The sequence below is a fragment of the Flavobacterium litorale genome, assembly GCF_019613795.1.
In the GTDB taxonomy this organism is placed as follows: domain Bacteria; phylum Bacteroidota; class Bacteroidia; order Flavobacteriales; family Flavobacteriaceae; genus Flavobacterium; species Flavobacterium litorale.
In genome coordinates, this window is the sequence record NZ_CP080429.1 from 974,523 (window position 1) to 1,000,596 (window position 26,074).

Genomic DNA, 26,074 nt, shown 5'->3' on the forward strand with positions numbered 1-26,074 from the left:
TTATTTATACTCTTTTACGGCTTCTATAAATGCCTTGGCATGGTCTACAGGAACATGGGGTAATATACCATGTCCTAAGTTTACAATATAGTTATCCTTACCAAATTCATCAATCATTTGGTGTACCATTTTTTTAATGGTTGGTATGGGCGATAGTAATCGGCTTGGGTCAAAATTACCTTGTAGTGTTATGTTTCCGCCTGTTAGATACCGTGCGTTGCGTGGCGAACACGTCCAGTCTACCCCAAGTGCCGATGCTTTACTTCGTGCCATTTCGTCCAATGCAAACCAACAGCCTTTACCAAATACAATTACGTGGGTTTTGGGTGCTAGTGCCTCTACAATTTGGTTAATGTATTGCCACGAAAACTCCTGATAATCAACAGGGCTTAGCATACCACCCCAACTATCGAAAATTTGGACTGCATTAACGCCAGATTTTACTTTTTCTTTAAGATAGGCAATAGTGGTATCGGTTATTTTTTGCAGTAGTGCGTGGGCTGCTTCGGGTTGTGAAAAGCAGAATCCTTTGGCTTTATCAAAACTTTTAGAGCCTCTACCTTCTACGGCATAGCAAAGTATCGTCCATGGCGACCCTGCAAAACCAATTAGCGGCACTTCGTCGTTTAGCATTTCTTTGGTTAGCTTTATGGCATCCATAACATAACCCAGCTCTTCATTAATTTCAGGAACGCGTACTTTTTCTACATCCTTAGCGGTACGTATGGGGTTGGGTAAATACGGACCAAAATCGGGTTTCATTTCTACGTCTATTCCCATAGCTTGGGGTATTACCAAAATATCCGAAAATAGTATGGCAGCATCGGGTTTTACAATGCGTATGGGTTGTACAGTTATCTCGGCAGCCAGCTCTGGTGTTTGGCAGCGGGTAAAAAAGTCGTATTTATCTTTTAATGCCATAAACTCGGGCAGGTAGCGTCCTGCTTGGCGCATCATCCATACAGGTGGACGTTCTACGGTTTCGTTACGTAGTGCCTTTAGGAATAAATCGTTTTTTATGCTCATTTTGTCTTTCTATTATGTATTTACTAAAACGGAATTTCTAATACCCGTTCTTTATATTTTTTATTTTCAATAATTAATACTGTAGCATAAGCACCTGCACCATCACTATTATTGGCTATTATATAAAGCGTATCTTTAGCTGTATCATAATGTACTGATGTGTTGCTCAGGTTTGGTTCGTATAAGTTTTTATAAGATTGCTCAGGTAAAGTTATAGTCTTTCCATCAATTTTTATAGTGATGTTTTTATATTCCATACGAGGGATATTACCATCAGTACCCCAAGGTTCCTTACCATCAATAAGCTCTAGATTGTATATGCCTTTGTCATAATGATAATACTCATCATCTGAGTAAAAACATTTATGTTCTGATTTTACGAAATTCCTCTGTGTTATTTGAACAAAAATATTCTCACTCGTGAAAGAAATACTATTATTTGTTGATGAAGTGTTTTTTACCTCTTTTAAAGACGAAATTTTCTTTACGCGACTTTTATGAACATATCCACTTGTTGCTATATCATTTTTTAGACCCTCTGCTTTCGAGCGTTCAACAAGTATCCAATTTCCATCTTGTTCGTAAGCAAACATTACTTTTCCATTTTGTAACTGTTTATCAATGCTTCCTTTTATATTGGGTGTATTTCTTAAGTTGACAAAACTATCTTCAGGGTCAGTTATTATTACAAATTCATATATACCTACAGGCTCCGTGCTGTTTTCTTGCCCGAAACAGTAGATAGCTTTAAGGAACAAAATTAGCATTGTAATAATTTTAAAGACCCTTTTCATGCTTTAGGTGTTATCTTTATAGTAGTTAATACACTGTATTATCACATTCTCTATAGTGGGTTTGTTTGCTACTATTATCTTTTTTGTTATGCCTGTTAGAGCTTCTGCTGTAGTAGTGCCAATGCAAAAGCAGGTGGCAGTACCAACAGTGTTTTGTTTTAAAAAGCTAGCTACCCCGCTAGGGCTAAAAAACAACAACCCGTTAGCCTCGGTATTCATTTTATGCGGTGTTAGCGCTGTTTTGTATACTTCAATTTCGTTATAGTCTACCCCTGCATTTTTTAATGCGTTGGGCAATGTGTCTCGGCGAATATTACCCGATAAGAACGTAAAACGTTCTTTGTTGTAATTGTTTATAATCGTTGCAGCCAATTCCTCCGCATAATCCGAAAAAGCAATAACCGTATATCCTTCACTTACTATTACATTGCGGGTTTTTTGACCTACGCAAAATATAGCATGGTTTTTATATGCTCCGCCCAGTGGTATGTTGGCTAAAAAGGCTTTAAAACCGTTTTGGCTTGTAAAAATCAGGTTTTTCCTTATATCGTTTGTTGTAAATGTTTTATGCTTAACGCTTATAAAATTGGCTTCGGTTAGTGCCAGCCCTGCATTAAGCAGGTACTGCCGTTGGTTGGACTGTAGCTTTTTTGTTGATACGATGCGTACAGACCTTTCCATGACTAACGATTGCTTTTTTGCGAGCGGTTACAAAACTTACCAATATCTTTATTAAGCCCAAATACTACCAATAAGTCGTTTTCCATTATAACACAATCTTTAGTTATAAAACCTTCAGATTGGTCTATTTTACTGGTTGTCCCTATTATCGACTTTCGTACTTGCTTGCGTATAATGGTTACTACGTGCATGTTGTAGGTTTGCCTAAACTCCAATTCTTCAAGGGTTTTTCCTGTAAACTCGGGTAATGCCTTTATTTCCGATATGCTGTAGTTTTTATCAATATTAAAATTATCTACAATACCCTTTAGGTTTATTTTTTTAGCAAGCCTATCGGCGAAATCCTGTTCAGGGTGAATAATTGTTTCGATACCCATAGCCTCCAGTACCGTATCGTGAATGGGTGATAGCGAACGCCCTATAATACGTGCACCCGATAGTTTTTTAATAATGGCAGTAGCTATAATGGCAGCCCCTTCGTTTTCGCCAATGGCAATAACAGCAAGGTCGGCATCCTTTACGGGGAGTGCTTGGTAGGCTAGCTCGTTGGTGGCATCCATACACACAGCGTGCGATATTTGGTTTTTTACCAAGTTAACCTTGCCCATATCGTTATCAATACCAATTACCTCGTTGCCTGTTTCTGTAAGGTTTACGGCTAACGACATCCCGAAATTTCCTAGTCCGAATATGATAATCTTCATAACTTTACTTTTTAGTTTATCAGTATGTTTTCTTCTGGATATTCATAACTATGGGCTTCCATAGTTTTTAGCATACCCACTAGTAGGTTGAGTAGCCCTATCCGTCCTAAAAACATTACCATTATCAAAACATATTTACTACCTATACTAAGCTCTGCTGTTATGCCCAAGCTAAGCCCAACGGTACTAAACGCCGAGAATACCTCGAAGGCGACTTGTATAAGCGAGAAATCTTTTTCAAAAAACAATACCATTAACACGCCCATACCTATTACCATGAGCGAAATGCATATAATGGCAAACGCCCGCTTAACCGATTGGTTGTTAATTTTTCGGCTGCGTAGCTCTATGTGTTGTTTACCTCGTGCTATAGATATTATGTTGAGCGTAGCCAATGCAAAGGTACTGGTTTTTATACCTCCTCCTGTTGAGCCTGGTGATGCTCCTATCCACATTAAAAATATTACAAACAGTATGGCGGGCATGGATAAGGATGCGAAATCGAAAGTATTAAAACCAGCCGTACGTGCAGTTACCGATGTAAAGGCTGCCGATGTAATTTTACCAAAAAGCGTTTCGTCCTTAAAGGTATTGTTGTATTCTGCAAAAAAGAAAAAGAAACTACCTACGGTAAGCAATATTGCGGTGGTTATAATAACAATGCGCGAGTTGAGTGTAAGGGTGCGTACAGGTGCCTGAAAACGCATATTGGTTACACTATTTACGATGAATAGCCTAATGTACCGTACAAAGTTAAACACGATGTTATAACCCAAACCACCAAAAATAACGAGATGCATAATTACCCATTGGAAAGCATAGGCATCTTGCAACGATTGGTCATTTAACCCATCGGAAAAGGTTGAAAATCCTGCGTTACAGAATGCTGAAACGGAGTGGAATACCGAGAAAAATAGTTTGTTTTGTATGCTGGGTATATCTACTATAAAGGAGTAAATGAGTAACGCTCCTGCAATTTCTACCCCTACTGTAAAGGCCACTACCCGCATGGCAAAATGGAGTACATTTTGCAGGTTATCGCTATCTACAAAGCTACTTACATTCATTCCCTCTCTAAACGATGAACCCTGCTTGAAAAAGAAGGCAAAAAACGATGTAAAGGTAAGCATACCAATACCACCCAATTGTATAAGGCAGAGTATTACAGTTTTACCCATAAAGGTAAAATCGGTGGCGGTATCCAATACAATGAGCCCCGTAACGCATACTGCGCTAGTTGAGGTAAAGAGAGCATCAGTAAAACTTATGCCGTGTGTGGTAGCGTTGGGTAACATGAGTAAAAAGGCACCTATAAGCCCCGTAACGGCAAAACTTCCTACAAATAGTATGGTAGGGTTGTAATAGAGTGCGTATAATTTGCGGAGTAGGCTAGTGAGCCGTAAAAAAAAGTAGAGTATAAGCCCCGTATCTATAACTAAATTGGCGTTGTACAGGCGTTCGTACTCGCCGCTGCTCATAAAAGTGGCGGTTGCTGTTACTAGCGTTAATGCTAGTACTAGTGTGTTTGCCTTGAGCATTTTTTTTAGCGTTGGATTTTCGGTATAAAAAAACCGTACCACGTTAAAGCCCATAAGCCCAACAATTAATCCAACAAAGTAGAGTGTTTTATGCTCGAATACTTCGTAAATGAGATTTTCGAAGCCAAAATCGAACACCAAAAAGGTAATTAGTAAGATATCTACAAACCCGTATATCTTAGACAGTACGTTCGAAATATTTTTAAACATCTTACTTTTACGATTATTTTTTACTTAGCGCATTTCGTATTGCCTGCATTAGTGCTGTACCACCATTGTTTAATATTTCTTGTGCGCATTGCTCTCCAAAGGTACTGTAATCAGCGTTGGCAGCAATTGTTTTTTGTATCTCTATTTTTTGCTTTCCGTTTATCGCTAATAATGCGCCTTCAAAATAAATAGCATCATCTTTAAACTGTGCCAATGCACCAATAGGTGCTGTACACCCGCCCTCTAGTTTTTTTAGGAACTGACGTTCTATAAAGGTACAAATTTCTGTTTGGTTATCGTTAAGTTTGGCAATAGCTTCGCGGCAATAATCGTCGTGCTCCATAGCTACCACTACCATAGCCCCTTGTGCGGGTGCGGGTATCATCCAATCCAGATTGATATGATTTTCGGGTAGTAGGTTAATCCGCTTTAGCCCAGCAGCAGCAAATATGGCTCCGCCCCAGTTGCTTTCTGCTAATTTTTTAAGGCGTGTGTTTACATTACCGCGCAAATCGGTTACGTTGTGTTGTGGGTAACGGTTTAACCATTGCGCTTGCCTACGTAGGCTACCTGTGGCAATAGTACCTTCGCCTTCTAAAAAGTCCAAACTACCTTTGTGTACTAGTATATCTTCAGTTGCGGCACGCTCTAAAACGGCAGCTTGTACAATACCTTTGGGTAGTGCGGTGGGTACATCTTTCATGGAGTGTACGGCAATGTCTACCTCGCCTTTAATCATGGCAACATCTAGTGTTTTGGTAAATATCCCTGTTATACCAAATTCGTATAAAGGTACATCCAACACTACATCGCCTTTAGATTTTACAGCAACAATTTCGGTAGTATAGCCTAAGGCTTCTAGTTTTGCCTGTACGGTGTGTGCCTGCCATAGTGCGAGTTCGCTATCGCGGGTGCCTATTCTTATGGCTTTGTTCATTTTGTGGAGTTTTCGATGCGGAATACCTTTTCTATCCATTCGATGCTTTCATCTACCATAGTATCCCTGTCTTTCAGGTGGTTTGCAAAATGTGTTGTAATTTTATGAATAATACGTTGGCTGATTATTTCTGCCTGATCTTCATCAAAATTATTTATTTTTTTGCGCTGAAAGTTTAATTCGGTATCCTTTATTGTGTTAAGTTTTTCCTTAAGCGCGTGTATGGTTGGTGCAAACTTTCGGGCATTAAGCCAGTTTACAAAATCGTCTTCCACTTCGGCAATAATAGCTTCTGCTGCAGGAATGTATTTTTTTCTGTTTTCTAGCGTATCATCTGTTATTTTAGATAAATCGTCTAGGTGAACCACAGTAACGTTATCCAGTTCCTTAACATTATCGTGTACATTTTTAGGGATAGAAAGATCCAGTATTAACAATGGCTTTTTAACCACTAAAATATCTTTATCAATAGTAGGGTTTTGCGCTCCTGTAGCCACTACCAACACATCCGATTTCGGTATCTCTAGTGGTAAAACATCGTAATCTTTTACAACAAGGTTAAATTTACCTGCTACTTTTTCCGCTTTGTCCTTAGTACGGTTTATAAGCGTAATGTGCTCGTTTTTGGTATGCTTTACAAGGTTTTCGCAGGTGTTTCTGCCAATTTTACCCGTGCCAAAGAGCAAAATGTTTTTATTTTGCATATCGGCAACATTATTCATAATGTATTGTACCGATGCAAACGATACGGATGTTGCACCCGAGCTTAGCTCTGTTTCGTTTTTAATTCTACGGCTCGCCTGTATCGTGCAGTTTATCAATCGTTCTAAAAATGCATTGGCAAGCCCTAAGTTCTTAGAGGCTGAAAATCCTATTTTTATTTGGCTAATAATTTCGAAATCGCCCAATATTTGGCTATCCAAACCTGTACCCACACGAAGTACATGATTAATTGCCTCGTTATTTTTATATACAAAGGCAACACGCTGAAACTCCTCAACAGTACCACGGCTATTATCACAAAGTAATTTTATGAGTTGGAAAGGGTGATTGGCAAAACCATAAATTTCGGTTCTGTTACAAGTAGATACAGCAACAAGGCTGCTTATGCCCTCTTGTTTAGCCTGTTGTAACAAGTTATGCTTGCCTTCGGCATCCAAACTAAATTTCCCCCTCATCTCGGCATCGGCTTTCCTGTAGCTCAAACCTACAGCATAAAAATACTGATGCTTCGATGTATTATGATTCTCCATAGTGCTCACTTTCCTAAAAGTGCTACAAAAATAGTGTCAACATTTTTTTAAAAGTAACGCTGTAGGTTCTTTTTATGTCGCTATCGGATATTTTAGCACTAAAATCCTTTTATAACTATAAATACGCTATTTTTGTAATAAAATCAATGCTTTGCGATTGTTTAGTTTAGAACTATTCTAAATAAATAGGCTTGAAAAGGGAAAAAATACAACCAAAAAAATACCGCTATGAGTACTCATGAAGCGATAGAAATTGAAGATAATTTTTTTGTTTTACGTTTTGAAAATGATACTGACGAAACGCTTCACTTTGAGCGTGAGGTGGGTGTAGACCTTATCCAATTTCACTTTGGTGTAAAAGGGCGTGCCAAGTTTATATTTAACCAAGGGCGTTATGCGCTCGATTTGCGCGAGGAGGTATCGTTATTTTTGTATAACCCTCAAAAAGAGTTACCTGTACACTTAGAAATTGCACCGCAATCGTGGGTGTTAACCGTATTAATCTCCATTAAAAAATTCCATAGTTTCTTTTCTGAAGAGGCAGATTATATACCTTTCCTGAGCGAAGGCAACAAGGATAAAAAATATTATAAGGAAGATAAAATAAATCCATCAATGGCTATAGTGCTTAGCCAGTTGTATCATTTTAACCTGCATCAATCCATTAAAAAACTGTATTTTAAAGGAAAGGTGTACGAATTGTTGAGCCTGTACTTTAATCGTACCGAAGACCCTAATGCCGAGCAATGCCCGTTTTTAATAGACGAGGAAAACGTAATAAAAATACGCAAAGCAAAGGATATTGTAATAGCCAACATGGCAGAGCCACCAGGCTTGCAGGAACTTGCCGACCAAGTGGGTATTAATTTAAAGAAACTTAAAATGGGCTTTCGCCAGATATACGGCGATAGTGTATATAGTTTTTTGTTTGATTATAAGATGGAGTACGCCCGCAAGTTGTTAGATAGCGGCTCGTACAACGTAAACGAAGTGGGGTTGCGTATTGGTTACAGTACGTCCAGCCATTTTATAGCGGCCTTTAAAAAGAAATTTGGTACTACACCTAAAAAGTACCTGATGAGTATGAATGAGAAGATTTAAAACACACTAGCTTTAAAAATGCTTAAACAATTCACAAAAGTTAGATTAATGTAATATCTCTCACTATTTTTGACTAGAAATTAACAGATTAAGAATTATATAAACAGAATATGAAAGGAGTACTATTAGTAAACCTTGGCTCGCCAGCCAGCCCCAATCCAGAGGATGTAAAACCGTATCTTGATGAGTTTTTGATGGATAAATATGTAATAGATGTTCCTTTTTTATTACGGGCTTTATTGGTTAGGGGTATAATATTACGCAAACGACCAAAAGAGTCGGCGCACGCTTACCAACAAATATGGTGGGACGAGGGCTCGCCACTTATTGTGCTTAGTGAGCGCATGCACAAAAAAGTAACTAAAAAAGTAGATATGCCTGTTGCGCTAGCCATGCGCTATGGTAGCCCCTCTATAGAGAGCGGTATGCAGGAACTTTCGGATAAAGGAGTAACAGAAGTACTATTGTTTCCGCTGTATCCGCAGTATGCCATGGCATCTACATTAACCATATTAAAATTAGCAGAGGAACTCCAACGGAAGAAGTTCCCGCACATGAAAATTACCGATGTGCCTGCGTTTTACGATAAGCCCGATTACATAAAAGTACTGGCAAAATCCATAAAAACATCTTTAGAGGGGTACGATTACGACCATTTGTTATTTAGCTACCACGGTATACCCGAACGCCACATTAGAAAAACCGATATAACAAAATCGCACTGTAAAATAAACGATACGTGCTGCCAAACACCATCGCCAGCACATAAGTTTTGTTACCGCCACCAATGTTATGAAACCACCCGATTGGTAGTAGAAGAACTGGGGTTACCCGAAGATAAATACTCGCTTACGTTTCAATCGCGCCTTTCGGGCGATAAATGGTTGGAGCCGTATACGGATGTTGAAATTGATAAAATGCCCGCCAAAGGCATTAAAAACTTAGCCGTAGTAACGCCTGCTTTTGTATCGGATTGTTTGGAAACACTAGAAGAAATAGCCATGCGCGCCAACGAAGATTTTAAAGAAAACGGTGGCGAAAACTTTATGGCAATACCCTGCCTTAATGATAACGACGATTGGGTAGCTGTAGTTGCCAACTGGATAAAAGAGTGGGCACACGCTGAAACGCCCGTAGCATAATGTCAGTTTCTTCAAAAGATCTGGCAAATAAAAGTATCAACAGCCTGCTTATTAAGCAGGCTGTGCCTGCCTCTATAGGTATACTATTCCTAACTGTTAACCTACTTATCGATACTATTTTTGTAGGACGGTGGATAGGTGCGTTAGCCATTGCAGCCCTATCCGTAGTAATGCCCATAACCTTTTTTATATCCTCCATGGGTATGGCAGTAGGTATAGGCGGTAGCTCGGTGCTTTCGCGGGCATTGGGTAAAGGCAACCATAAAAAAGCAGTGGCCACTTTTGCGCATCAAATTATGATGACGGTTACCATTTGTGTACTTTTTGTAATAGCAGGATTTTTTTTTAGCGAAGAAATTTTGTTACTCTTTGGAGCCAACGGTGCTATAATGGCACCCGCCAAAGCGTTTTTTATGCCCATACTGCTTGCCGTGCCGTTACAGGCATTGTGCATGATGGGGAACACCGTAACACGCGCCGAAGATAAAGCGCGCTACGCTATGGTAGCCATGATAGTAGCAGCAGTATCCAACATTGTGTTGGATATACTTTTTATAAAAGTATTCGACATGGGAATTTTTGGGGCGGCATTGGCTACCGCATTTTCGTTCCTGTTTTGCTTTTTATACATCCTATGGTTTTTTGTGGTAAAGAGTGAACTCCGATTAAAAATAATCTCCTTTAATTTTGATGTAAAACTTACTAAAGAAATTCTTTCGTTAAGTTTTGTAACCTTTGCCCGCCAAGGTGTAATTAGCATCCTTGCCATTATACTTAACCATACCCTGTATGCCGAAGGGGGTGAGCAGGCTGTTACTATATATGGTATTATTAGCCGTATGCTTATGTTTATGCTGTTCCCCGTATTGGGCGTTACACAAGGTTTTATGCCCATTGCAGGCTACAACTACGGTGCAGGCAATTACACCCGTGTAAAAGAAGCCATACTTACCGCCATAAAATATGCAGGCTACCTATCGGTAATTATTCTTGTAATAGTACTTGTTTTTGCAAAACCTATTGCATCCGTATTTACAACCGACCCACAGATAATAAAAGAAACGCCGAGTGCATTGCGTTGGGTATTTGCAGCATCGCCTATTATTGCGGTACAACTTATAGGCGCTGCTTATTTTCAGGCAGCAGGCAAAGCCACAAAAGCCTTATTACTTACGTTAAGTAAGCAAGGATTTTTCCTGATACCATTAATACTTATATTACCACAGTTTTTTGGTATTTTTGGGGTATGGATAGCCTTCCCGATTTCAGATATCCTATCAACAACCATAACAGGGCTATTCTTGAAAAAAGAAATGGCAAAAGAACTTAAAGAATCTTGATGGAAGCGTATTACGACTATATAAAATCGTTACACCTCATTTTTGTAATAACTTGGTTTGCTGGGTTGTTTTACATTGTGCGTCTATTTGTGTACCATATAGAGGCAAATAGCAAACCATCGCCCGAAAAGGAAATACTCATAAAGCAATACAAACTCATGGCGTACCGTTTATGGTATATCATCACGTGGCCATCGGCAGTATTGGCAAGCCTGTTTGCTTTTTTAATGTTGTTTGGTACAGAAAGGGGAGCGGTATGGTTACAATTCTCATGGATGCACGTAAAACTAGGTTTTGTATTTTTATTATACCTGTACCATTTAAAATGCCATAGCATATACAAGCAATTGCAAAACGATGAGGTAAAATACTCCACCACCTTTATGCGCCTTTGGAATGAGGGGGCAACCATAATACTATTTGCCGTAGTTTTTTTGGTAATTTTAAAAAGTGCTGTAAACTGGGTATTTGGCGTAGTAGGCATTATTGGTTTTTCGGTACTACTAATGTTAGGATTTAAATTTTATAAACGAATACGGGAACGGAACAAATCCTGATTGGATGAATAAACAGTTAAAGATAAGCAGATGGTCGTTACGCGTACGAATATTCCTTTCGATGATATTCGTTACCCTTGTTGCCTCGTTGCTTATTACAGCCGTATCCATTTACCAGTTTAAAAAAGAAGCCAAAGATTACCACCAAGACCGCGTAGATAGGAAAGAGAAAGCCATAACGGAGCATATTAACTACATTCTTTCCACTACCACCTATCCATTATCTACCGAGAATCTACCACTTATTTTACGCGAGCGCATACACGAGTTGTCAAACATCCATGGTATGGAAATTGACATCTACGACCTTGATGGTAACTTGCTAAAAGCATCCAAAGCTTCCTTTTCTGTAGATACCATTAGCCGAAAAATTCCTGAGCCTGTATTGCGCGTAATACGCTCTACCGCCGAGAAACGCTATGTAGATTTACTTACTACCGAAGAGGGCAAACGCTTTCGTTCGTCGTACAGTTATATAACCGATACCAAGTTTAAACCTTTAGGTATACTTAACCTACCGTACATTGAGGACGATGGGTATTACGAAAGGGAGATTAATAATTTTATGATGCGCTTTTTTCAGGTGTACTCTTTCATGTTGCTCATCTCCATCATAATAGCCTATTTTCTTTCCAGTTATATTACTAAATCCCTCAAATCCATTAGCGATAGGATAACCGAAATACGCCTGAGTAGTGTTAACGAAAAAATAAATCAGCTCGATTCGCCACAGGAAATTAGTCAGCTTGTAAAAGCCTATAATACGCTGGTGGACGACCTTGACGAAAGTGCAGCCAAACTCGCGCAAAGCGAAAGAGAACAAGCGTGGCGCGAAATGGCAAAACAGGTAGCCCACGAAATTAAAAACCCGTTAACACCCATGCGTTTAACGGTACAGAGTTTTCAGCGTAAGTTTAATCCTGACGACCCTGATATAACAAAAAAACTCGACGAATACTCCAAAACACTCATACAACAAATAGATACCATGACGTCGGTGGCATCAGCATTTTCCAGCTTCGCATCCATGCCTGCACAACAAAACGAAACCATAAACATGGTTAAAATTGTGCAGTTGGCACTAGAAATCTTCAATGAGAACTATATTGTTTTTAATGCAGAAGAGCCTGAAATAATAACCCGTATGGACAGAACGCAGTTGATACGGATTATTACCAACCTTGTTAAAAATGCCACACAAGCCATGCCCGAAAATCATCCGAATCCGCTTATAGAGGTAAGCGTTTATCGTAAAGAGAATAGCGCTATTATAGCCGTAACCGATAACGGAAAAGGAATAAGTACACCCAACAAGAACCGTATATTTGAACCTAAATTTACAACCAAAACAAGTGGTATGGGCTTGGGCTTGGGTATTATAAAAAATATTGTAGAAAATTATAATGGTACTATTACCTTTACGAGCGAGTTGGGAAAAGGAACTACTTTTACTGTTACGTTTCCTATGACGGATATTACTAACGAAGGACAAACAATGCTATAAATTATAAAACCAATACGAAAATGAATTACGAAAATATCCTTACAGAAATAGAAGAAGGAATTGGATTAATTACAATTAACCGACCTACCAAATTAAACGCGCTTAACAAAGCCACTATTGAGGAGTTACACGAAGCTTTTAAAACATTGGATGCCGATGCTGCTGTAAAAGTTATTATTATAACAGGTACAGGCGAGAAAGCTTTTGTAGCAGGGGCAGACATCTCGGAATTTGCTAACTTCTCTGTAGAAGAGGGTGGAAAACTAGCGGCAAAAGGGCAGGAATTACTCTTCGATTTTGTACAGAACCTGAGTACGCCTGTAATAGCAGCCGTAAACGGTTTTGCACTGGGCGGCGGTTTGGAGTTGGCTATGGCAGCACACTTCCGTATTGCGTCTGATAATGCCAGAATGGGATTACCCGAAGTATCGTTGGGGGTAATACCAGGTTATGGTGGTACGCAACGTTTGCCACAGCTTGTAGGCAAAGGGCGCGCTATGGAAATGATTATGACGGCAGGTATGATAAATGCTACCGAAGCAAAAGCCTACGGATTAGTAAACCACGTGGTGCCACAGGAAGAATTAATAGAGTTTTGTAGAGGTATTGCAGGTAAAATTATGAAGAACTCGCCAAAAGCAATAGCTAGAGCAATAGAAACAGTAAATGCTAACTACCAAGACGGCGTTAATGGTTACGAAACCGAAATAAAAGCCTTTGGAGAATCGTTCGGTACAGAAGATTTTAAAGAGGGTACTACTGCCTTTTTAGAGAAAAGAAAAGCAAAATTTACAGGTAAATAGAAATAATCAAATACATAAAAAGCAGTCTGGAAAAGGCTGCTTTTTTACTTTTCGCCTTCCCACTCGGCATAAAATTCCGATAGGAAGTGTACCATATAGTTGTGCCTGCCCTGTGCTAAGGTTTTACCTGTTTCGGTATTCATACGGTCTTTAAGTAATAATAGCTTTTCGTAAAAGTGGTTTAGTGTAGGGCTATCGCTATTCTTGTACTCCTCTTTTGTCATTCTGGTTTTGGGTGCAATATCGGGGTTATACAACGCCCTGTTTTTAAACCCACCGTAGTTAAAAGTACGTGCTATACCAATGGCACCCAGTGCATCGAGCCTATCGGCATCTTGTACTATTTGTAACTCTACAGAGGTAAAGGTTTGCTCAAAGTTACCGCCTTTAAAGGATATGTTTTCGATGATTTTTGTAACGTGTGCTATGGTAGCTTCATCTACGTTTTCTTGTTCCAAAAATGTTCTTGCAACTTTAGGTCCAACAGTTTCGTCGCCATCGTAGAATTTACTATCAGCAATATCATGCAACAACGCGCCTAATTGCACTACTAATAAATCGCACGCTTCATGTTCTGCAATAGCTAAAGCATTGTTATATACGCGTTGTATATGAAACCAATCGTGACCTCCTTCGGCATTTTGGAGTTGTTTTTTTACAAAAACAATAGTGTTGTGTACAAGCGCAGGGTTGCTCATGGTATGGGTTTAGGTTTTGCAAAAATAGTTAATAGTAGGCTAACTATATCCATTTTAACACATCAAAAAAGCCACCCTTACGGTGGCTTTTGGTAGTTTATTTTATAAGGGCAGGTTGTACCCATTTAAATATATGCGATTCTTCGGGTATTACAATCCTTTCGGATATTCGTGCCATTCTATCGGGTAATTTCATTAAGTAATCTCTGGCTTTTTCCGCTTCGGCGGTAAGCCCGTCAATTTTATCTATTTGCCATTTGTTTATTAGCTTACGCAGAATTTCTACATAATCCATAGCGGTATAAACGCCTATACGCTGTGCAGAATCGGAGAATTGGTCGAAAGCTGTACCTAAACTATCGCCTGATTGTCTTAAAAAGTGAGCAGGCATGGTTATCTTCAGTTTCATCATATAGTTAAATGCCAACATCATTTCGCTAGGGTCTACCTTAAAAATACGATCTACAAACTCGCTATATGCCATATGATGGCGCATTTCGTCGCCAGCAATTAGCTTGCACATTTTAGAGAGTTTTTTGTCGCCAAATTTTCGGGCAATTTGCGATACTCTGTTGTGCGATACGTAGGTAGCCAATTCCTGAAAACTGGTGTACACAAAGTTTTTATAAGGGTCGCGATCCGTACCAATATCAAAACCATCATTTAACAGGTGGTGCGTCGTCATTTCTACTTCACGCATGTTTACACGCCCCGATAGGTATAGGTATTTGTTTAATACATCGCCATGGCGGTTTTCTTCACCTGTCCATTTACGTACCCATCGCGACCATCCGTTGCCACGTCCGTCTACTTGGTTTACACCTTCAACATCCATTAGCCACGACTCGTATGTAGGTAGTGCCTCTTCGGTAATGGTATCGCCCACCATAACCACCCAAAAATCGTATGGTAAATCTTTTGCTATTTCTCTTAGTTCTTTTACGTCGTCGTAAAAAGTTTCTTGCTGTGAGTCAGGCAACAAATCGGTAGGTTGCCATATTTCCTCTACGGGTACGAGGTATTCGTCAACAAAAGAGTCAACGTCTTTTTCTAGCAGTTGCATTACCTCCAACCTAACATTTTTTGTAGACATATATTTATTTTTTTATTCCTTGTTTTACTGCGCGTTCTGTTCGTTCCATAACTTCGTCAAAAGGAATGTTTTTTATAGCAAAGGGTTCCTGTACTGTTACAGTAAACCTATTGCCCAGCCCTAGTGGGTAGTTCCCGAATTTAAATAACTTCCATGAGTTATTAATGCTTACGGGTACAATGTACGCAGACGGGGCGTATTTACAAAGTATTTTAAGTCCGTTTTCTGAAAACCTTTTGGGTTCTCCCGTTTTGCTTCGTGTTCCTTCCGGAAATATTACTGCCGAGCGTTTATGCTGCTCTATATACACTCCCATTTTTTTTATGGCAGGTAGTGCTTGTTTGGGGTCTTTACGGTCTATTAATACCGAGCCACCATGCCTTAAATTGTACGATACGCTGGGTATGCCTTTCCCCAATTCTTTTTTACTAATAAATTTAGGGTGGTACTTGCGCATAAACCAAACTAGCGGTGGTATATCATTCATACTTTGGTGGTTGGCTACAATTATAAGCGGTACCCCCATAGGTATGTTGGCTGTTTTGGTAAATTTATAGGTTGTGCCTAAAATGTGCGTACACCGTAATAACGACAGGTTTAAAAGGCTTACACTTTTTTTATGGGCGTTGTAGCCAAATACGTTAAGGCAAATCCATTGTATGGGGTGAAATATAAGCAGCAACATAAAAAAAACAATGTAATATAGTGCTGATATAGGATATGACAGTACCTTTTCCATAACAGGTTTAAAAATTCGCGTAAAACTACTACCTTTTTACAACATACTAAAAAGTTTTGTTATGCAGGCATAGTTGTGTGTTGTAGCTAAAAACCACGCTAATTAGCGTGGTTTTTTGGATGTTGTTATTAGTGTTGCTTAGCAATGCTCACTATAGGCATCTTTAAGATTTTCGGCAATCATTTCGGCAGGGCGTCCCTCTATATGATGACGCTCTAGCATGTGTACCAACTCACCATTTTTAAACAATGCCATACTTGGCGATGAGGGTGGGAAAGGGAACATCGACTCGCGCGCTGCATCTACAGCCTCTTTATCTACACCTGCAAATACAGTTACCAGTTTGGCTGGTTTCTTGTCGTTATCAAGACTCATTTTTGCGCCTGGGCGTGCATTTCGGGCAGCACATCCGCATACTGAGTTTACTACCACTAGTGTAGTACCTTCGCCGTCGATAGCGTTTTTAACCGCATCGGCTGTATATAGTTCTTCAAAACCTGCTTCTGATAGTTCAGCACGCATCGGTTTTACTAATTCTTCAGGATACATATCTTTATTTATTAAAGTTTAAGTTTACAAAGTTACAAAGAAATGCTTTTGCAAAAAACAGTGTGTATGTGAAGGTTTACTTAATTTTTTATGCTGTTTTCCAGATTATTTTTGTGGTGCTATTATTTTAGTACTAATTTTCTGCCAAGTGCTTGTATAAAGGGGAGTTTAGGGCAACTTAGTATTACTTTTAATTCCTCTGCAAAGGTGGTTTCTTCATCCAGAAATTTAAAGATGAGTTGTGGGTTTTCTTTTTTAAACATTGCCGAGAAAATACTACTGCCTTTCTCGTTAGTGCGGTACAAAATATCTATTAAAAGTAAATCGTACAGCCAAAACCTATTTTTTTTATATAGCTTGGTAAAATCGGGGTTGGGCTGCTGTAGGTAGTTAACCAACTGCTCGGATTTTTTGGTGGTATTTTTAAACGTGTACCCCGTACTTGCTTTTGTCCAGCCCCCTGCCGAACCTATATGCACGATGTTTTTACTATTATTTTTCCAAAACGGGTAGCACGTCATCGGTATATTGCCAGCCTCTTTTTCTACAATTTCGTAACCACCATCGTTAACCCCTAAATTTTTAAGGTACTCTCGTATGGCATTTTCATACTCCTGTTTTTCCAGTAGGTTGGGCGAAAATAGCGTGTATTCTACCAAAGCTTCTTTCTCTGATGTTGGCAATACGTACATAAAGCGCGTATTGCCCAATTGTGGCACACTAAAATCCATAAAAGTAGCCATACCACTACTAAAAACAGGTTTTTTGGTTTTTACAAACCAGCCTATAAAGTGCTGTTGTACCAGTTGGTAGTTGCTTTCGTGTACAAAGTTGGGGTTGTATATACTGTTAAAAAGCTTGTTGCAAGTATAGTTTTCTGTTTCCGTTTTTACTAAAACGTGCTGCGATGCATCCGAAAAATCGACTACTTTTTGCTGCACAAATGTTATGTTGCTGTGCTTACTAACGGTATTAAAAACATGCTGGTAAAAAGTAGCCCCTTTTATCATTTTGTAGCTGTAGGGTGCCAATACCATGTTTTTCCTGAAATTGCTACTGGCAAACAGGGCATTATCCCATTTTTTGCTCACAATGGCATCCCACTCGCCTGCGCCTGTTTCCCAATAGCACCATGTACGGTCGTTACTCTTTTTGGCATCAGCATCAATCAATAAAATATTTTTATCCGAAAATTTACCCGAAACCGCCATTCTGTAAACCGTTATTAAAGCCGAAAGTCCCGCACCTGCAAAAATATAATGGTAGTGTTTCATAGTATTTGTTAGGGATAAAATCCAAAAATACGAAAAACGAATGCAGTATTACAGTGTAATATTTAGACGCATCTAAAAAATAGTTTAACCGTATCAAATAATCACTATATTTGCGCCATAATACAGTTTACTAATGACTTATTCTGAAGAGAATTATCTTAAAACAATCTACCATTTATCTACAGGTACAGGCAAAGGCATTACCACAAATGCTATTGCTAACGATATGGAGAGTAAACCATCGTCGGTTACCGATATGATTAAAAAGCTTGCGGATAAGGAGTTGGTTGTGTATAAAAAATACCAAGGAGTATCGCTTACCGAAAAAGGTAGGTTTACCGCCTTAATGATTGTGCGTAAACACCGCCTTTGGGAAGTTTTTTTGTTGGAAAAACTCGATTTCTCTTGGGATGAGGTGCACGATGTTGCCGAACAGTTGGAGCACATAAAATCGGAAAAACTGATTAATAAACTAGAAGAGTTTTTGGATTTCCCTACGGAAGACCCTCATGGCGATCCTATACCCGATAGGGAGGGAAATGTGAAGAAAATAGATAAAAAATTACTATCGGAGGTAGCACCTGGTGCAAAAGTACTATGTGTTGGCGTTAAAGATAGTTCACCTGCTTTTTTACAGTACCTCGATAAACAGCAAATAGCACTTGGCTCGGCTATTACTGTACTTTCTAAAGAAGATTTCGATATGTCGTTAACCTTACGTGTTCATGATGCCGAAATGACTGTATCGAATAAAATAGCCGCTAACCTTTTTGTAAAAACACTATAATTACATGTTTGAAGATATAGTAACGTATTTTGAATCGATAGACCCTGTTTTGGCGGCACTATACGCCACGTTATTTACTTGGGGTGTTACCGCACTAGGTGCATCGGCAGTATTCTTTTTTAAGAACATGAACCGTGTGGTGCTAGATGGTATGCTTGGTTTTACAGGTGGGGTAATGGTAGCTGCCAGTTATTGGAGTTTACTATCGCCCGCTATTGAGATGAGCGCGGGCGAAGGTTTTATTAAAGTGCTACCTGCTGCTGTAGGTTTTATGCTAGGCGCTATATTTTTATTTGGGTTAGATAAAGCCTTGCCTCACTTGCATATTAACTTTAAAGAAAGCGAAAAAGAAGGGATAAAAACCCCTTGGCAACGTACTACGCTACTAACGTTAGCCATAACGCTGCACAACATACCCGAGGGGCTTGCCGTAGGCGTATTGTTTGGTGGTGTAGCTGCGGGTATACCCGAAGCCTCTATAGTAGGAGCATTAACCCTTGCTATGGGTATTGGTATCCAGAATTTCCCCGAAGGTATTGCGGTATCCATGCCGTTGCGCCGTATGGGCATGAGTCGTCGTAAAAGTTTCATGTACGGGCAGGCATCTGCAATTGTAGAGCCTATTGCGGGTGTACTTGGTGCTTTGGCAGTTACGTTTTTTACGCCTATACTGCCTTATGCGTTGGCATTTGCTGCGGGTGCGATGATATTTGTTGTGGTTGAAGAGGTGATACCCGAAACGCAACAGGATAAAAATACCGATATTGCTACGCTAGGCTTTATTGGCGGTTTTGTAGTAATGATGACGCTTGATGTTGCACTAGGCTAGTGCAGCTTTTTGCAAAGTATATAGTATTATATTTTAATGGCAACCACAATCGTTAGTACCGCATTGGGTTGCCTTTTTCTTTTTCTTAAAAAAGAATTTCTTAACCAAATAGGCTGCTGATGCTGCAACTAGTAAATACGCTATAACAGATTGTATATACATAATTTTTTATTTTAAGAGTTGGTAGGCTATTAACGATACAAGATACGCAAAACCACTCATACCAAACAACTGTATCATGGGCCACTTCCACGAGTTGGTTTCTTTCTTGGTAATTGCCAGCGTACTCATACACTGCATGGCAAAAGCATAAAACAATAGTAACGATATGCCTGTAGCAAAGTTAAATACTTTTTTGCCCGTTTCGGGGTCGGTTTCTGCGCGCATACGTTGCTTTATCGTAGCTTCGTCGTCGCTACCGCTACCAATGTTGTATATAGTGGCTAGTGTACCTACAAATACCTCGCGTGCTGCAAAAGAAGATACAATAGCAATGCCAATTTTCCAGTCGTAACCCAAAGGTGCTATTGCAGGCTCAATACTTTTACCCATAATACCAATGTATGAGTTTTGCAGTTGGTAGGCAGCAATTTTATCGTCTAATTCGTTGGCAGATAGTGTGGCACTGCTTTCCTCCGATGTTACAATCTGTTCTGCATTTTCAAAGTCGTCACCAGGACCATGCGAACCTAAAAACCATATTACTATAGATAGGGCTAGTATTATTTTACCAGCACCGTATACAAACGCCTTCGTTTTTTCTACAACAGTAATGGCTACATTTTTAGCAAGTGGTACTTTGTAGTTGGGCATTTCTGCCACAAAAAAACTTTTGTACCGTGTTTTTAGTACTTTATTTAAAATAATACCCGATAGTATTGCTCCTAAAAAGCCCAGCATATACAATAACATTAGTGTGAGCCCTTGCAGGTTTACAAAGCCCAATACCATACGGTTGGGTATAATTAACGAAATAAGTATGGCGTATACGGGCAACCTTGCCGAGCAGGTTGTAAAGGGGGTTACTAATATGGTTATAAGCCTTTCGCGCCAATTTTCTATATTACGGGCAGCCATAATAGCAGGTATAGCGCATGCTGTACCCGATATTAAAGGCACAACACTTTTTCCGCTTAATCCAAAGCGTTTCATAACCCTATCCATAAGGAATACTACACGGCTCATGTAACCACTTTCTTCTAATATAGAGATAAACAGAAACAAAAAGGCTATTTGTGGGATGAATATAACTACGCCCCCTATACCAGGTATAATACCCTGTGTAACCAATTCGGTAAGTTGCCCTGGCGGCAGGTTTTTAGCGGCATACGAACTTAACCAGCTAAAGCCCTCGTCTATTAAATCCATAGGCACATTGGACCACGCAAATATGGATTGGAAGATGAGCATTAGTATGGAAAAGAATATTACGTAGCCAAATACTTTATGTGTTAAAACCCTGTCCAGCTTTGCGCGTAAATCGTTTGCGTTGGCTGTATTAACAATACGCCCAAGTTTTAAAACGTTGTTTATAAACTGGTAGCGTTTTATGGTTTCTTTTTGCTGTAGTCGTTTTAGCTCTGTTTTGGATTTTGTAAACGAGCTTTTATCAATTTCGTTTCGTTCTACCTGCCCAAAGTTAACATCCTGCGTAATAACAAGCCATAGCTTGTATAACAACTGGTTGGGGAATGCTTGCCTTAGCTTTCCAAAATAATCAGGGTCTATGGATGATGCATTGAGGCAAGGCTCGGTAGGTAAATCCTTATAATTTAAAATGAGTTCTTTAAGCGCTGCAATACCCGTGCCTTTGCGCGAGCTTACCAAAGCAATTTTGGTTTTTAATTGTTCTTCTAGGTAAGGTATATCTACGGTAATGCCTTTGCGTTCCATTCGGTCTGCCATGTTTATAACCAGTATGGCAGGTATCTCTAAATCTTTAATCTGTGTAAACAGCAGTAAATTACGCTTTAGGTTTTCTACATCGGTAACCACAACGGCAACATCAGGAAAATCCTTATCCTTTCGGTTTAATAGCAACTCAATAACAACACTCTCGTCCATAGAGCTGGCGTTAAGGCTGTATGTACCTGGCAAGTCGATAACCGTACCTTTAGTAGTGCCGTTTAGCCGCATGGTACCCTGCTTACGCTCTACAGTAATACCTGGGTAATTTCCTACTTGTTGGTTAAGTCCTGTAAGCTGGTTAAAAACAGATGTTTTACCCGTGTTAGGATTACCTATTAAAGAAATTTTTATTATTTGGGTTGCCATGTACTACTCGGTTAAAATTTCCACATCAATCTCGGCAGCCGTTTCCAGTCGGATGGCTACATGACTATCGTTTACATTGATGTAGATGGGGTCGCCAAATGGCGCTACCTGTAACAGCTCTACAAGATTACCAGGCAAACACCCCATTTCAAGCAATTTGAGTGGGATGAGGTCGATATTAAAGTCGACAATGATAGCTCTTTGCCCTTTTTTAAGTTCTGCAAGCGTGTTTTTCAAGGTTTATTAAGAATAAGTAAAGGCACAAATTTACAAAAAATAGCTGATAATGTACTAGTTTTCCCGTCCAGATAACCAGTTAATATCCTCTAGCAATTGCGTAACATTTTTTTCGCCTTCAACCTCCTCGTCAAGATTCGTTCCGTTATAAAATCCCCTAATACGTCCTTCGGCATCTACCAGTATAAAATTTTCGGTATGTACCATATCATATAACTCGTCCGATGTATTTGTTTTTACCGCCAAATACGATTTTCGGGCAATGTAGTAAATGTCCTTTTTGTTGCCCGTAACCAAATTCCACTTACTATCAATTACCCCTTTTTTCTCGGCGTACGCCTTAAGTACAGGTACGCTGTCAATATCGGGCGTTACCGAGTGCGATAGTAGCATTACCTTAGGGTTATCTTTAATTTTATCCTGTAGCCATACCATATTGTCCGTCATTATGGGGCAAATAGTAGGGCAGGTCGTAAAAAAGAAATCGGCTACATAAATTTTGCCCTTGTAATCCTTTTGCGTAATGGTTTTACCGTTTTGGTTGGTAAACGAAAAATCGGCTATTTTATGGTTACGGCTAATGTATTGCACGGTGGTATCTACCAACTCGGGGCTAACATCGGCAGGACTGTATACTTTTAAGAATTTTTGGGGCTTTAGCGCATTGTAAAAAAGGTATAATATAATTGCCGATACAATAAGGAGCACTATAAAGAATACTTTGTATTTTTTGAAGAAAGTAAGCATGTAAAAATAATTTCCTGCAAAATTACAAAAGGATGTCCGATTAATGTAGTGCTATATTGCACTTTGGTACGTTAAAAAACAGCGTAAAAATCACTTTTTTTGCTTTTAACGCCCCTTTTTAAGGTAACTTTATATTTTTGTATAAATAAGGTTTAAAACAAACAACATGAAACTAAACAAAAAGGCTACCCTTGCAACACTTGCCATAGTGCTTGGAGCAACGGTATGTAATGGACAAACTAAAAGCAGCAAGCAAACTAAGCCCGGTATAAATTTATCGTATATGGATACATCTGTAAAACCAAGCGAAGATTTTTTCCGTTTCGTAAATGGTAAATGGCTGGATAACACAGAGATTCCTGGCGATAAAACCCGTTGGGGTAGTTTTGATGAGTTGCGTGAGCAAACCAACCATGATGCACTTGTCATACTTAAAGAGGCAGCTGCTGATAAAACATTAAATCCAAATTCAGACCAAGGTAAGGCAGCAAGCTTGTACCGCGCTATTATGGATACTGTGGCACGAAACCAAAAAGGGATTGAACCATTAGAACCCTATTTGGTTAAAATAGACAGGGTTAGAAACTTATCTGACTTGCAAAAGCTAATAACCGAAATGGAAGTTGTAGGGGGTATAGGGTTTTTTAACTCGGGCGTAGGCGCAGATGCTAAAGATAGTAACCGTAATGCGGTATATATAATGCCTGGGTCTTTGGGATTACCCGATAGGGATTATTATGTGTCTGACGATAAAGATTCGCAAGAAAAGCGCGATAAATACATAATGCATGTAGCTCACATGTTACGCTATGTAGGGTATAACAAGACTACTGCAGAAAAAGCGGCAAAAAGTATTCTTGAGTTTGAAACCGCAATGGCAACGCCACGACTGGACAGAGTAGAGCGCAGAGATAGCAGAAAAACGTACAACCCTATGTCAGTCGCACAGCTACAAGAACTTATGCCAGTAATCAACTGGAACAGCTACCTATCGGGTATTGGTATTACTAAAGTAGATACCGTTATTGTTTCGCAGCCTAAGTATATGGATAGGTTAGCGGGGTTACTAAATGAGAATAAAGTTGACGATTGGAAGCACTACATGAAATGGACTTTACTGAATAGTTCAACAAGTCAGTTAACTACTAATATTGAAACTGACAATTGGAGATTTTACAGCCAAACCCTTCGCGGCGCACTTAAAGAGGAAAAGCGCGAAATTAATGCACTACGTACTATAAACGGTACCGTAGGAGAAGCATTGGGTAAATTATACGTTGCCAAAAAATTTCCTGCTGAGGCTAAGCAGAAAGCAGAAAGTATGATAGCCAATGTAATGCTGGCTTTTGAAAACCGAATTAACAAATTGCCATGGATGGCAAAATCGACCCGTAAAAATGCAATAGAAAAACTACGTAAACTACGTATAAAAATAGGTTACCCCGATAAGTGGAAAGATTATTCTGCACTTACCATTACAAGCCCCGAAGCAGGAGGTGACTTGTTTACCAACATGAAAAATATTGCCCGCTTTAACCATAATAAAGACATGGCTAAACTGCACAGGCCTGTTAATAAGGACGAATGGTATATGGCGCCACAAATTGTAAACGCCTATTTTAACCCATCGTACAACGAAATTGTATTCCCAGCAGCCATACTACAACCGCCATTTTACGATTACAAAGCAGATGAAGCTGTTAACTACGGAGGTATTGGCGCAGTAATTGGGCACGAAATATCGCACGGATTTGACGATTCGGGTTCACGTTACAATGCTGATGGTAACCTTGTAAACTGGTGGAGCAATGAAGATTTAGAGAAATTTACAGGTCTTGGCGGAGCACTAGCCAGCCAGTACAGCCAGTTACAACCCTTACCCGGTACGTATGTGGATGGCGAGTTTACGCTAGGCGAAAATATTGGTGACCTTGGTGGTGTTAATGCAGCATACGATGGTTTACAGATTTATCTTGAGAAGAACGGACGACCAGGTTTAATAGATGGCTATACGCCAGAACAACGCTTTTTTATCTCTTGGGCTACCATATGGAGAACCAAAATGAGAGATGAGGCGATAAAAAATCAGGTAAAAACCGACCCTCACTCGCCAGCAATGTATAGGGCTTACGTGCCTTTACAAAATGTAGATGCTTTTTATGAAGCCTTTGATATTAAAAAAGGAGATGGCATGTATATTAACCCTGAAGAGCGAGTTAAAATTTGGTAAAACTTTATTTGATAAAACTTTTCAAAACCTATGATGAGAATCATAGGTTTTTTTTGTATTTTTAAATAACACAGGTACTGGGAATTAAAATGTTAATTGCGGAAAAACCGCAATTATCCTATGCTTTTAAGAATTATATTTGTCATCCCACAAAATATAAATACAATCCAACTTGAAAAAAGTATTACATGTTCTAGCAATAGACGATCATGTTGTAGTCCTTGAGGGTTACCATGCTATTTTTAAAACGCTGAATGGAAAACATGACGATCTGAATTTTATAAAGGCTACTGATTGCAAGTCGGCTTATGAATTGATTGAAAACCACAAATCCGAGCCGTTTGATATAGCGGTGGTAGATTACAGCATACCCAATTACGTAGAGAAGGAGCTTTACTCAGGAGCCGATATGGCTATGCTGGTTAGGCGCGTTATGCCCGAATGCAAAATTATGATGATGACGATGCATAAGGAGGTGGATATTATGACGCGCATACTCGAAAATATTAAGCCCGAAGGTTTTATTAATAAAAGCGATTGTACTACCGATGAACTTTTTGAAGGGTTTAAGGTAGTGCTTAGCGGTGGCAATTACTACTCCAAAACAGTAGCTAATTTCCAAAAACGTTTAGAAAGTGGCATATTGCTGGATGAAGTAGATGTACGCATTATAAAATTACTTGCAAAAGGTATTAAAAACAAAAACCTTAATAAGTACATACCCCTTACTGTTAGTGGTATAGAAAAGCGCAAGTATAGAATAAAGCGGATGTTGGAAATAGAGGGTGGCGACGAAGAGTTAATACTGGAAGCCCGTAACCAAGGTTATTTATAACCCATTGGTTGCACCAAAATACGGTAAATGTATTTTTTGTTTAAAGTTAGTGTGTGATTATTAAACAAGTGTTAACTGCGGAAAAACCGCAATTTTAAGTCGTTAAAATTCTGTTATTTTACACTACATCCAGCTAATTTTATAATACTACTCTTGGTAATGCGTTTATCAGGGGTAGTATTCTTTTTTACC

Annotated in this window: 26 protein-coding genes; 10 read left to right on the forward strand and 16 right to left on the reverse strand. The window is 39.3% G+C overall.

Going from position 1 to position 26,074, the window contains the following annotated elements; genetic code table 11:
* From hemE to hemA, 7 genes are read right to left on the reverse strand one after another with little or no spacing between them, the layout of a single operon-like run.
* Positions 1-1,026 carry a uroporphyrinogen decarboxylase gene (gene hemE, locus K1I41_RS04375; protein WP_220641467.1) on the reverse strand — a complete coding sequence of 342 codons (1,026 nt, stop codon included), beginning with the start codon at positions 1,024-1,026 and terminating at the stop codon, positions 1-3.
* Positions 1,027-1,049: 23 nt separating this feature from the next.
* Positions 1,050-1,820 (reverse strand): hypothetical protein, encoded by a 771-nt coding sequence (locus K1I41_RS04380; protein ID WP_220641468.1) that lies wholly within the window; start codon positions 1,818-1,820, stop codon positions 1,050-1,052.
* Positions 1,821-1,823: 3 nt separating this feature from the next.
* Positions 1,824-2,501 carry a uroporphyrinogen-III synthase gene (locus K1I41_RS04385; RefSeq protein WP_220641469.1) on the reverse strand — a complete coding sequence of 226 codons (678 nt, stop codon included), beginning with the start codon at positions 2,499-2,501 and terminating at the stop codon, positions 1,824-1,826.
* Between the two features lie 2 nt (positions 2,502-2,503).
* The gene (locus tag K1I41_RS04390; protein WP_220641470.1) at positions 2,504-3,205 is read right to left on the reverse strand and encodes a potassium channel family protein; all 702 of its coding nucleotides are present in this window, start codon (positions 3,203-3,205) and stop codon (positions 2,504-2,506) included.
* An 11-nt stretch (positions 3,206-3,216) separates the two neighbouring features.
* A complete protein-coding gene (locus tag K1I41_RS04395) occupies positions 3,217-4,953 on the reverse strand; it encodes a TrkH family potassium uptake protein (RefSeq protein WP_220641471.1) in 1,737 nt (578 codons plus the stop codon).
* Positions 4,954-4,966: 13 nt separating this feature from the next.
* Complete coding sequence (gene hemC / locus K1I41_RS04400; protein WP_220641472.1) at positions 4,967-5,890, reverse strand: hydroxymethylbilane synthase; 924 nt, start codon at positions 5,888-5,890, stop codon at positions 4,967-4,969.
* Entirely contained in the window at positions 5,887-7,143 is a 1,257-nt protein-coding gene (gene hemA / locus K1I41_RS04405) for a glutamyl-tRNA reductase (RefSeq protein ID WP_220641473.1), read from the reverse strand. Before hemA ends, hemC begins: the two co-directional genes overlap by 4 nt.
* Before the next feature lie 228 nt (positions 7,144-7,371).
* Here hemA and K1I41_RS04410 point away from each other — a divergent pair, with 228 nt between their 5' ends.
* The 6 genes from K1I41_RS04410 (at position 7,372) to K1I41_RS04435 (ending at position 13,590) form a co-directional block, all read left to right on the forward strand.
* Positions 7,372-8,244: a helix-turn-helix transcriptional regulator gene (locus K1I41_RS04410; protein ID WP_220641474.1), complete on the forward strand. Its 873-nt coding sequence runs from the start codon at positions 7,372-7,374 to the stop codon at positions 8,242-8,244.
* Between the two features lie 110 nt (positions 8,245-8,354).
* Positions 8,355-9,386 carry a ferrochelatase gene (gene hemH, locus K1I41_RS04415; protein ID WP_220641475.1) on the forward strand — a complete coding sequence of 344 codons (1,032 nt, stop codon included), beginning with the start codon at positions 8,355-8,357 and terminating at the stop codon, positions 9,384-9,386.
* Positions 9,386-10,726, forward strand: coding sequence for an MATE family efflux transporter (locus K1I41_RS04420; RefSeq protein WP_220641476.1), 1,341 nt, complete (start codon positions 9,386-9,388; stop codon positions 10,724-10,726). The genes hemH and K1I41_RS04420 overlap by 1 nt, the downstream gene beginning before the upstream one ends.
* Entirely contained in the window at positions 10,726-11,283 is a 558-nt protein-coding gene (locus K1I41_RS04425; protein ID WP_220641477.1) for a CopD family protein, read from the forward strand. Before K1I41_RS04420 ends, K1I41_RS04425 begins: the two co-directional genes overlap by 1 nt.
* Before the next feature lie 4 nt (positions 11,284-11,287).
* Positions 11,288-12,787, forward strand: a complete 1,500-nt coding sequence (locus K1I41_RS04430; protein WP_374106912.1) for a sensor histidine kinase — start codon at positions 11,288-11,290, stop codon at positions 12,785-12,787.
* A 20-nt stretch (positions 12,788-12,807) separates the two neighbouring features.
* A complete protein-coding gene (locus K1I41_RS04435; protein WP_220641478.1) occupies positions 12,808-13,590 on the forward strand; it encodes an enoyl-CoA hydratase/isomerase family protein in 783 nt (260 codons plus the stop codon).
* A 44-nt stretch (positions 13,591-13,634) separates the two neighbouring features.
* Here K1I41_RS04435 and K1I41_RS04440 read toward each other — a convergent pair whose 3' ends face one another.
* The 5 genes from K1I41_RS04440 to K1I41_RS04460 all read right to left on the reverse strand — a co-directional run bounded on the left by K1I41_RS04440 (position 13,635) and on the right by K1I41_RS04460 (position 17,943).
* Positions 13,635-14,288, reverse strand: coding sequence for an HD domain-containing protein (locus K1I41_RS04440; RefSeq protein ID WP_220641479.1), 654 nt, complete (start codon positions 14,286-14,288; stop codon positions 13,635-13,637).
* A 97-nt stretch (positions 14,289-14,385) separates the two neighbouring features.
* On the reverse strand, positions 14,386-15,381 hold the full coding sequence (locus K1I41_RS04445) for an acyl-ACP desaturase (protein WP_220641480.1): 996 nt from the start codon (positions 15,379-15,381) through the stop codon (positions 14,386-14,388).
* A gap of 4 nt (positions 15,382-15,385) precedes the next feature.
* A complete protein-coding gene (locus tag K1I41_RS04450) occupies positions 15,386-16,120 on the reverse strand; it encodes a lysophospholipid acyltransferase family protein (RefSeq protein WP_220641481.1) in 735 nt (244 codons plus the stop codon).
* 138 nt (positions 16,121-16,258) lie between these two features.
* Entirely contained in the window at positions 16,259-16,669 is a 411-nt protein-coding gene (locus tag K1I41_RS04455) for a BrxA/BrxB family bacilliredoxin (protein WP_220641482.1), read from the reverse strand.
* Between the two features lie 122 nt (positions 16,670-16,791).
* Positions 16,792-17,943 (reverse strand): lycopene cyclase family protein, encoded by a 1,152-nt coding sequence (locus K1I41_RS04460; protein WP_220641483.1) that lies wholly within the window; start codon positions 17,941-17,943, stop codon positions 16,792-16,794.
* Positions 17,944-18,076: 133 nt separating this feature from the next.
* Here K1I41_RS04460 and K1I41_RS04465 point away from each other — a divergent pair, with 133 nt between their 5' ends.
* Both K1I41_RS04465 and K1I41_RS04470 read left to right on the forward strand, forming a co-directional pair.
* Positions 18,077-18,730, forward strand: a complete 654-nt coding sequence (locus tag K1I41_RS04465; protein ID WP_220641484.1) for a metal-dependent transcriptional regulator — start codon at positions 18,077-18,079, stop codon at positions 18,728-18,730.
* Positions 18,731-18,734: 4 nt separating this feature from the next.
* Positions 18,735-19,559, forward strand: coding sequence for a ZIP family metal transporter (locus K1I41_RS04470; RefSeq protein ID WP_220641485.1), 825 nt, complete (start codon positions 18,735-18,737; stop codon positions 19,557-19,559).
* A 33-nt stretch (positions 19,560-19,592) separates the two neighbouring features.
* Here K1I41_RS04470 and K1I41_RS04475 read toward each other — a convergent pair whose 3' ends face one another.
* The 4 genes from K1I41_RS04475 to K1I41_RS04490 are packed head-to-tail and all read right to left on the reverse strand — an operon-like array spanning position 19,593 to position 22,817.
* Positions 19,593-19,721: a FeoB-associated Cys-rich membrane protein gene (locus tag K1I41_RS04475; RefSeq protein ID WP_220641486.1), complete on the reverse strand. Its 129-nt coding sequence runs from the start codon at positions 19,719-19,721 to the stop codon at positions 19,593-19,595.
* A gap of 6 nt (positions 19,722-19,727) precedes the next feature.
* The gene (feoB, locus tag K1I41_RS04480; RefSeq protein WP_220641487.1) at positions 19,728-21,833 is read right to left on the reverse strand and encodes a ferrous iron transport protein B; all 2,106 of its coding nucleotides are present in this window, start codon (positions 21,831-21,833) and stop codon (positions 19,728-19,730) included.
* A 3-nt stretch (positions 21,834-21,836) separates the two neighbouring features.
* Positions 21,837-22,070, reverse strand: a complete 234-nt coding sequence (locus K1I41_RS04485) for a FeoA family protein (RefSeq protein ID WP_220641488.1) — start codon at positions 22,068-22,070, stop codon at positions 21,837-21,839.
* A gap of 54 nt (positions 22,071-22,124) precedes the next feature.
* Complete coding sequence (locus tag K1I41_RS04490; protein WP_220641489.1) at positions 22,125-22,817, reverse strand: SCO family protein; 693 nt, start codon at positions 22,815-22,817, stop codon at positions 22,125-22,127.
* A 166-nt stretch (positions 22,818-22,983) separates the two neighbouring features.
* Here K1I41_RS04490 and K1I41_RS04495 point away from each other — a divergent pair, with 166 nt between their 5' ends.
* Both K1I41_RS04495 and K1I41_RS04500 read left to right on the forward strand, forming a co-directional pair.
* Positions 22,984-25,047: a M13 family metallopeptidase gene (locus K1I41_RS04495; RefSeq protein ID WP_220641490.1), complete on the forward strand. Its 2,064-nt coding sequence runs from the start codon at positions 22,984-22,986 to the stop codon at positions 25,045-25,047.
* Between the two features lie 172 nt (positions 25,048-25,219).
* Positions 25,220-25,882 carry a response regulator gene (locus tag K1I41_RS04500; RefSeq protein WP_220641491.1) on the forward strand — a complete coding sequence of 221 codons (663 nt, stop codon included), beginning with the start codon at positions 25,220-25,222 and terminating at the stop codon, positions 25,880-25,882.
* Positions 25,883-26,074 lie beyond the last annotated feature (192 nt).

Coding starts and splice junctions, on each gene's coding strand:
- hemE (WP_220641467.1), bottom strand. CDS start 1,026: ATGAGCATAAAAAACGATTTATTCCTAAAGGCACTACGTAACGAAACC.
- K1I41_RS04380 (WP_220641468.1), bottom strand. CDS start 1,820: ATGAAAAGGGTCTTTAAAATTATTACAATGCTAATTTTGTTCCTTAAA.
- K1I41_RS04385 (WP_220641469.1), bottom strand. CDS start 2,501: ATGGAAAGGTCTGTACGCATCGTATCAACAAAAAAGCTACAGTCCAAC.
- K1I41_RS04390 (WP_220641470.1), bottom strand. CDS start 3,205: ATGAAGATTATCATATTCGGACTAGGAAATTTCGGGATGTCGTTAGCC.
- K1I41_RS04395 (WP_220641471.1), bottom strand. CDS start 4,953: ATGTTTAAAAATATTTCGAACGTACTGTCTAAGATATACGGGTTTGTA.
- hemC (WP_220641472.1), bottom strand. CDS start 5,890: ATGAACAAAGCCATAAGAATAGGCACCCGCGATAGCGAACTCGCACTA.
- hemA (WP_220641473.1), bottom strand. CDS start 7,143: ATGGAGAATCATAATACATCGAAGCATCAGTATTTTTATGCTGTAGGT.
- K1I41_RS04410 (WP_220641474.1), top strand. CDS start 7,372: ATGAGTACTCATGAAGCGATAGAAATTGAAGATAATTTTTTTGTTTTA.
- hemH (WP_220641475.1), top strand. CDS start 8,355: ATGAAAGGAGTACTATTAGTAAACCTTGGCTCGCCAGCCAGCCCCAAT.
- K1I41_RS04420 (WP_220641476.1), top strand. CDS start 9,386: ATGTCAGTTTCTTCAAAAGATCTGGCAAATAAAAGTATCAACAGCCTG.
- K1I41_RS04425 (WP_220641477.1), top strand. CDS start 10,726: ATGGAAGCGTATTACGACTATATAAAATCGTTACACCTCATTTTTGTA.
- K1I41_RS04430 (WP_374106912.1), top strand. CDS start 11,288: ATGAATAAACAGTTAAAGATAAGCAGATGGTCGTTACGCGTACGAATA.
- K1I41_RS04435 (WP_220641478.1), top strand. CDS start 12,808: ATGAATTACGAAAATATCCTTACAGAAATAGAAGAAGGAATTGGATTA.
- K1I41_RS04440 (WP_220641479.1), bottom strand. CDS start 14,288: ATGAGCAACCCTGCGCTTGTACACAACACTATTGTTTTTGTAAAAAAA.
- K1I41_RS04445 (WP_220641480.1), bottom strand. CDS start 15,381: ATGTCTACAAAAAATGTTAGGTTGGAGGTAATGCAACTGCTAGAAAAA.
- K1I41_RS04450 (WP_220641481.1), bottom strand. CDS start 16,120: ATGGAAAAGGTACTGTCATATCCTATATCAGCACTATATTACATTGTT.
- K1I41_RS04455 (WP_220641482.1), bottom strand. CDS start 16,669: ATGTATCCTGAAGAATTAGTAAAACCGATGCGTGCTGAACTATCAGAA.
- K1I41_RS04460 (WP_220641483.1), bottom strand. CDS start 17,943: ATGAAACACTACCATTATATTTTTGCAGGTGCGGGACTTTCGGCTTTA.
- K1I41_RS04465 (WP_220641484.1), top strand. CDS start 18,077: ATGACTTATTCTGAAGAGAATTATCTTAAAACAATCTACCATTTATCT.
- K1I41_RS04470 (WP_220641485.1), top strand. CDS start 18,735: ATGTTTGAAGATATAGTAACGTATTTTGAATCGATAGACCCTGTTTTG.
- K1I41_RS04475 (WP_220641486.1), bottom strand. CDS start 19,721: ATGTATATACAATCTGTTATAGCGTATTTACTAGTTGCAGCATCAGCA.
- feoB (WP_220641487.1), bottom strand. CDS start 21,833: ATGGCAACCCAAATAATAAAAATTTCTTTAATAGGTAATCCTAACACG.
- K1I41_RS04490 (WP_220641489.1), bottom strand. CDS start 22,817: ATGCTTACTTTCTTCAAAAAATACAAAGTATTCTTTATAGTGCTCCTT.
- K1I41_RS04495 (WP_220641490.1), top strand. CDS start 22,984: ATGAAACTAAACAAAAAGGCTACCCTTGCAACACTTGCCATAGTGCTT.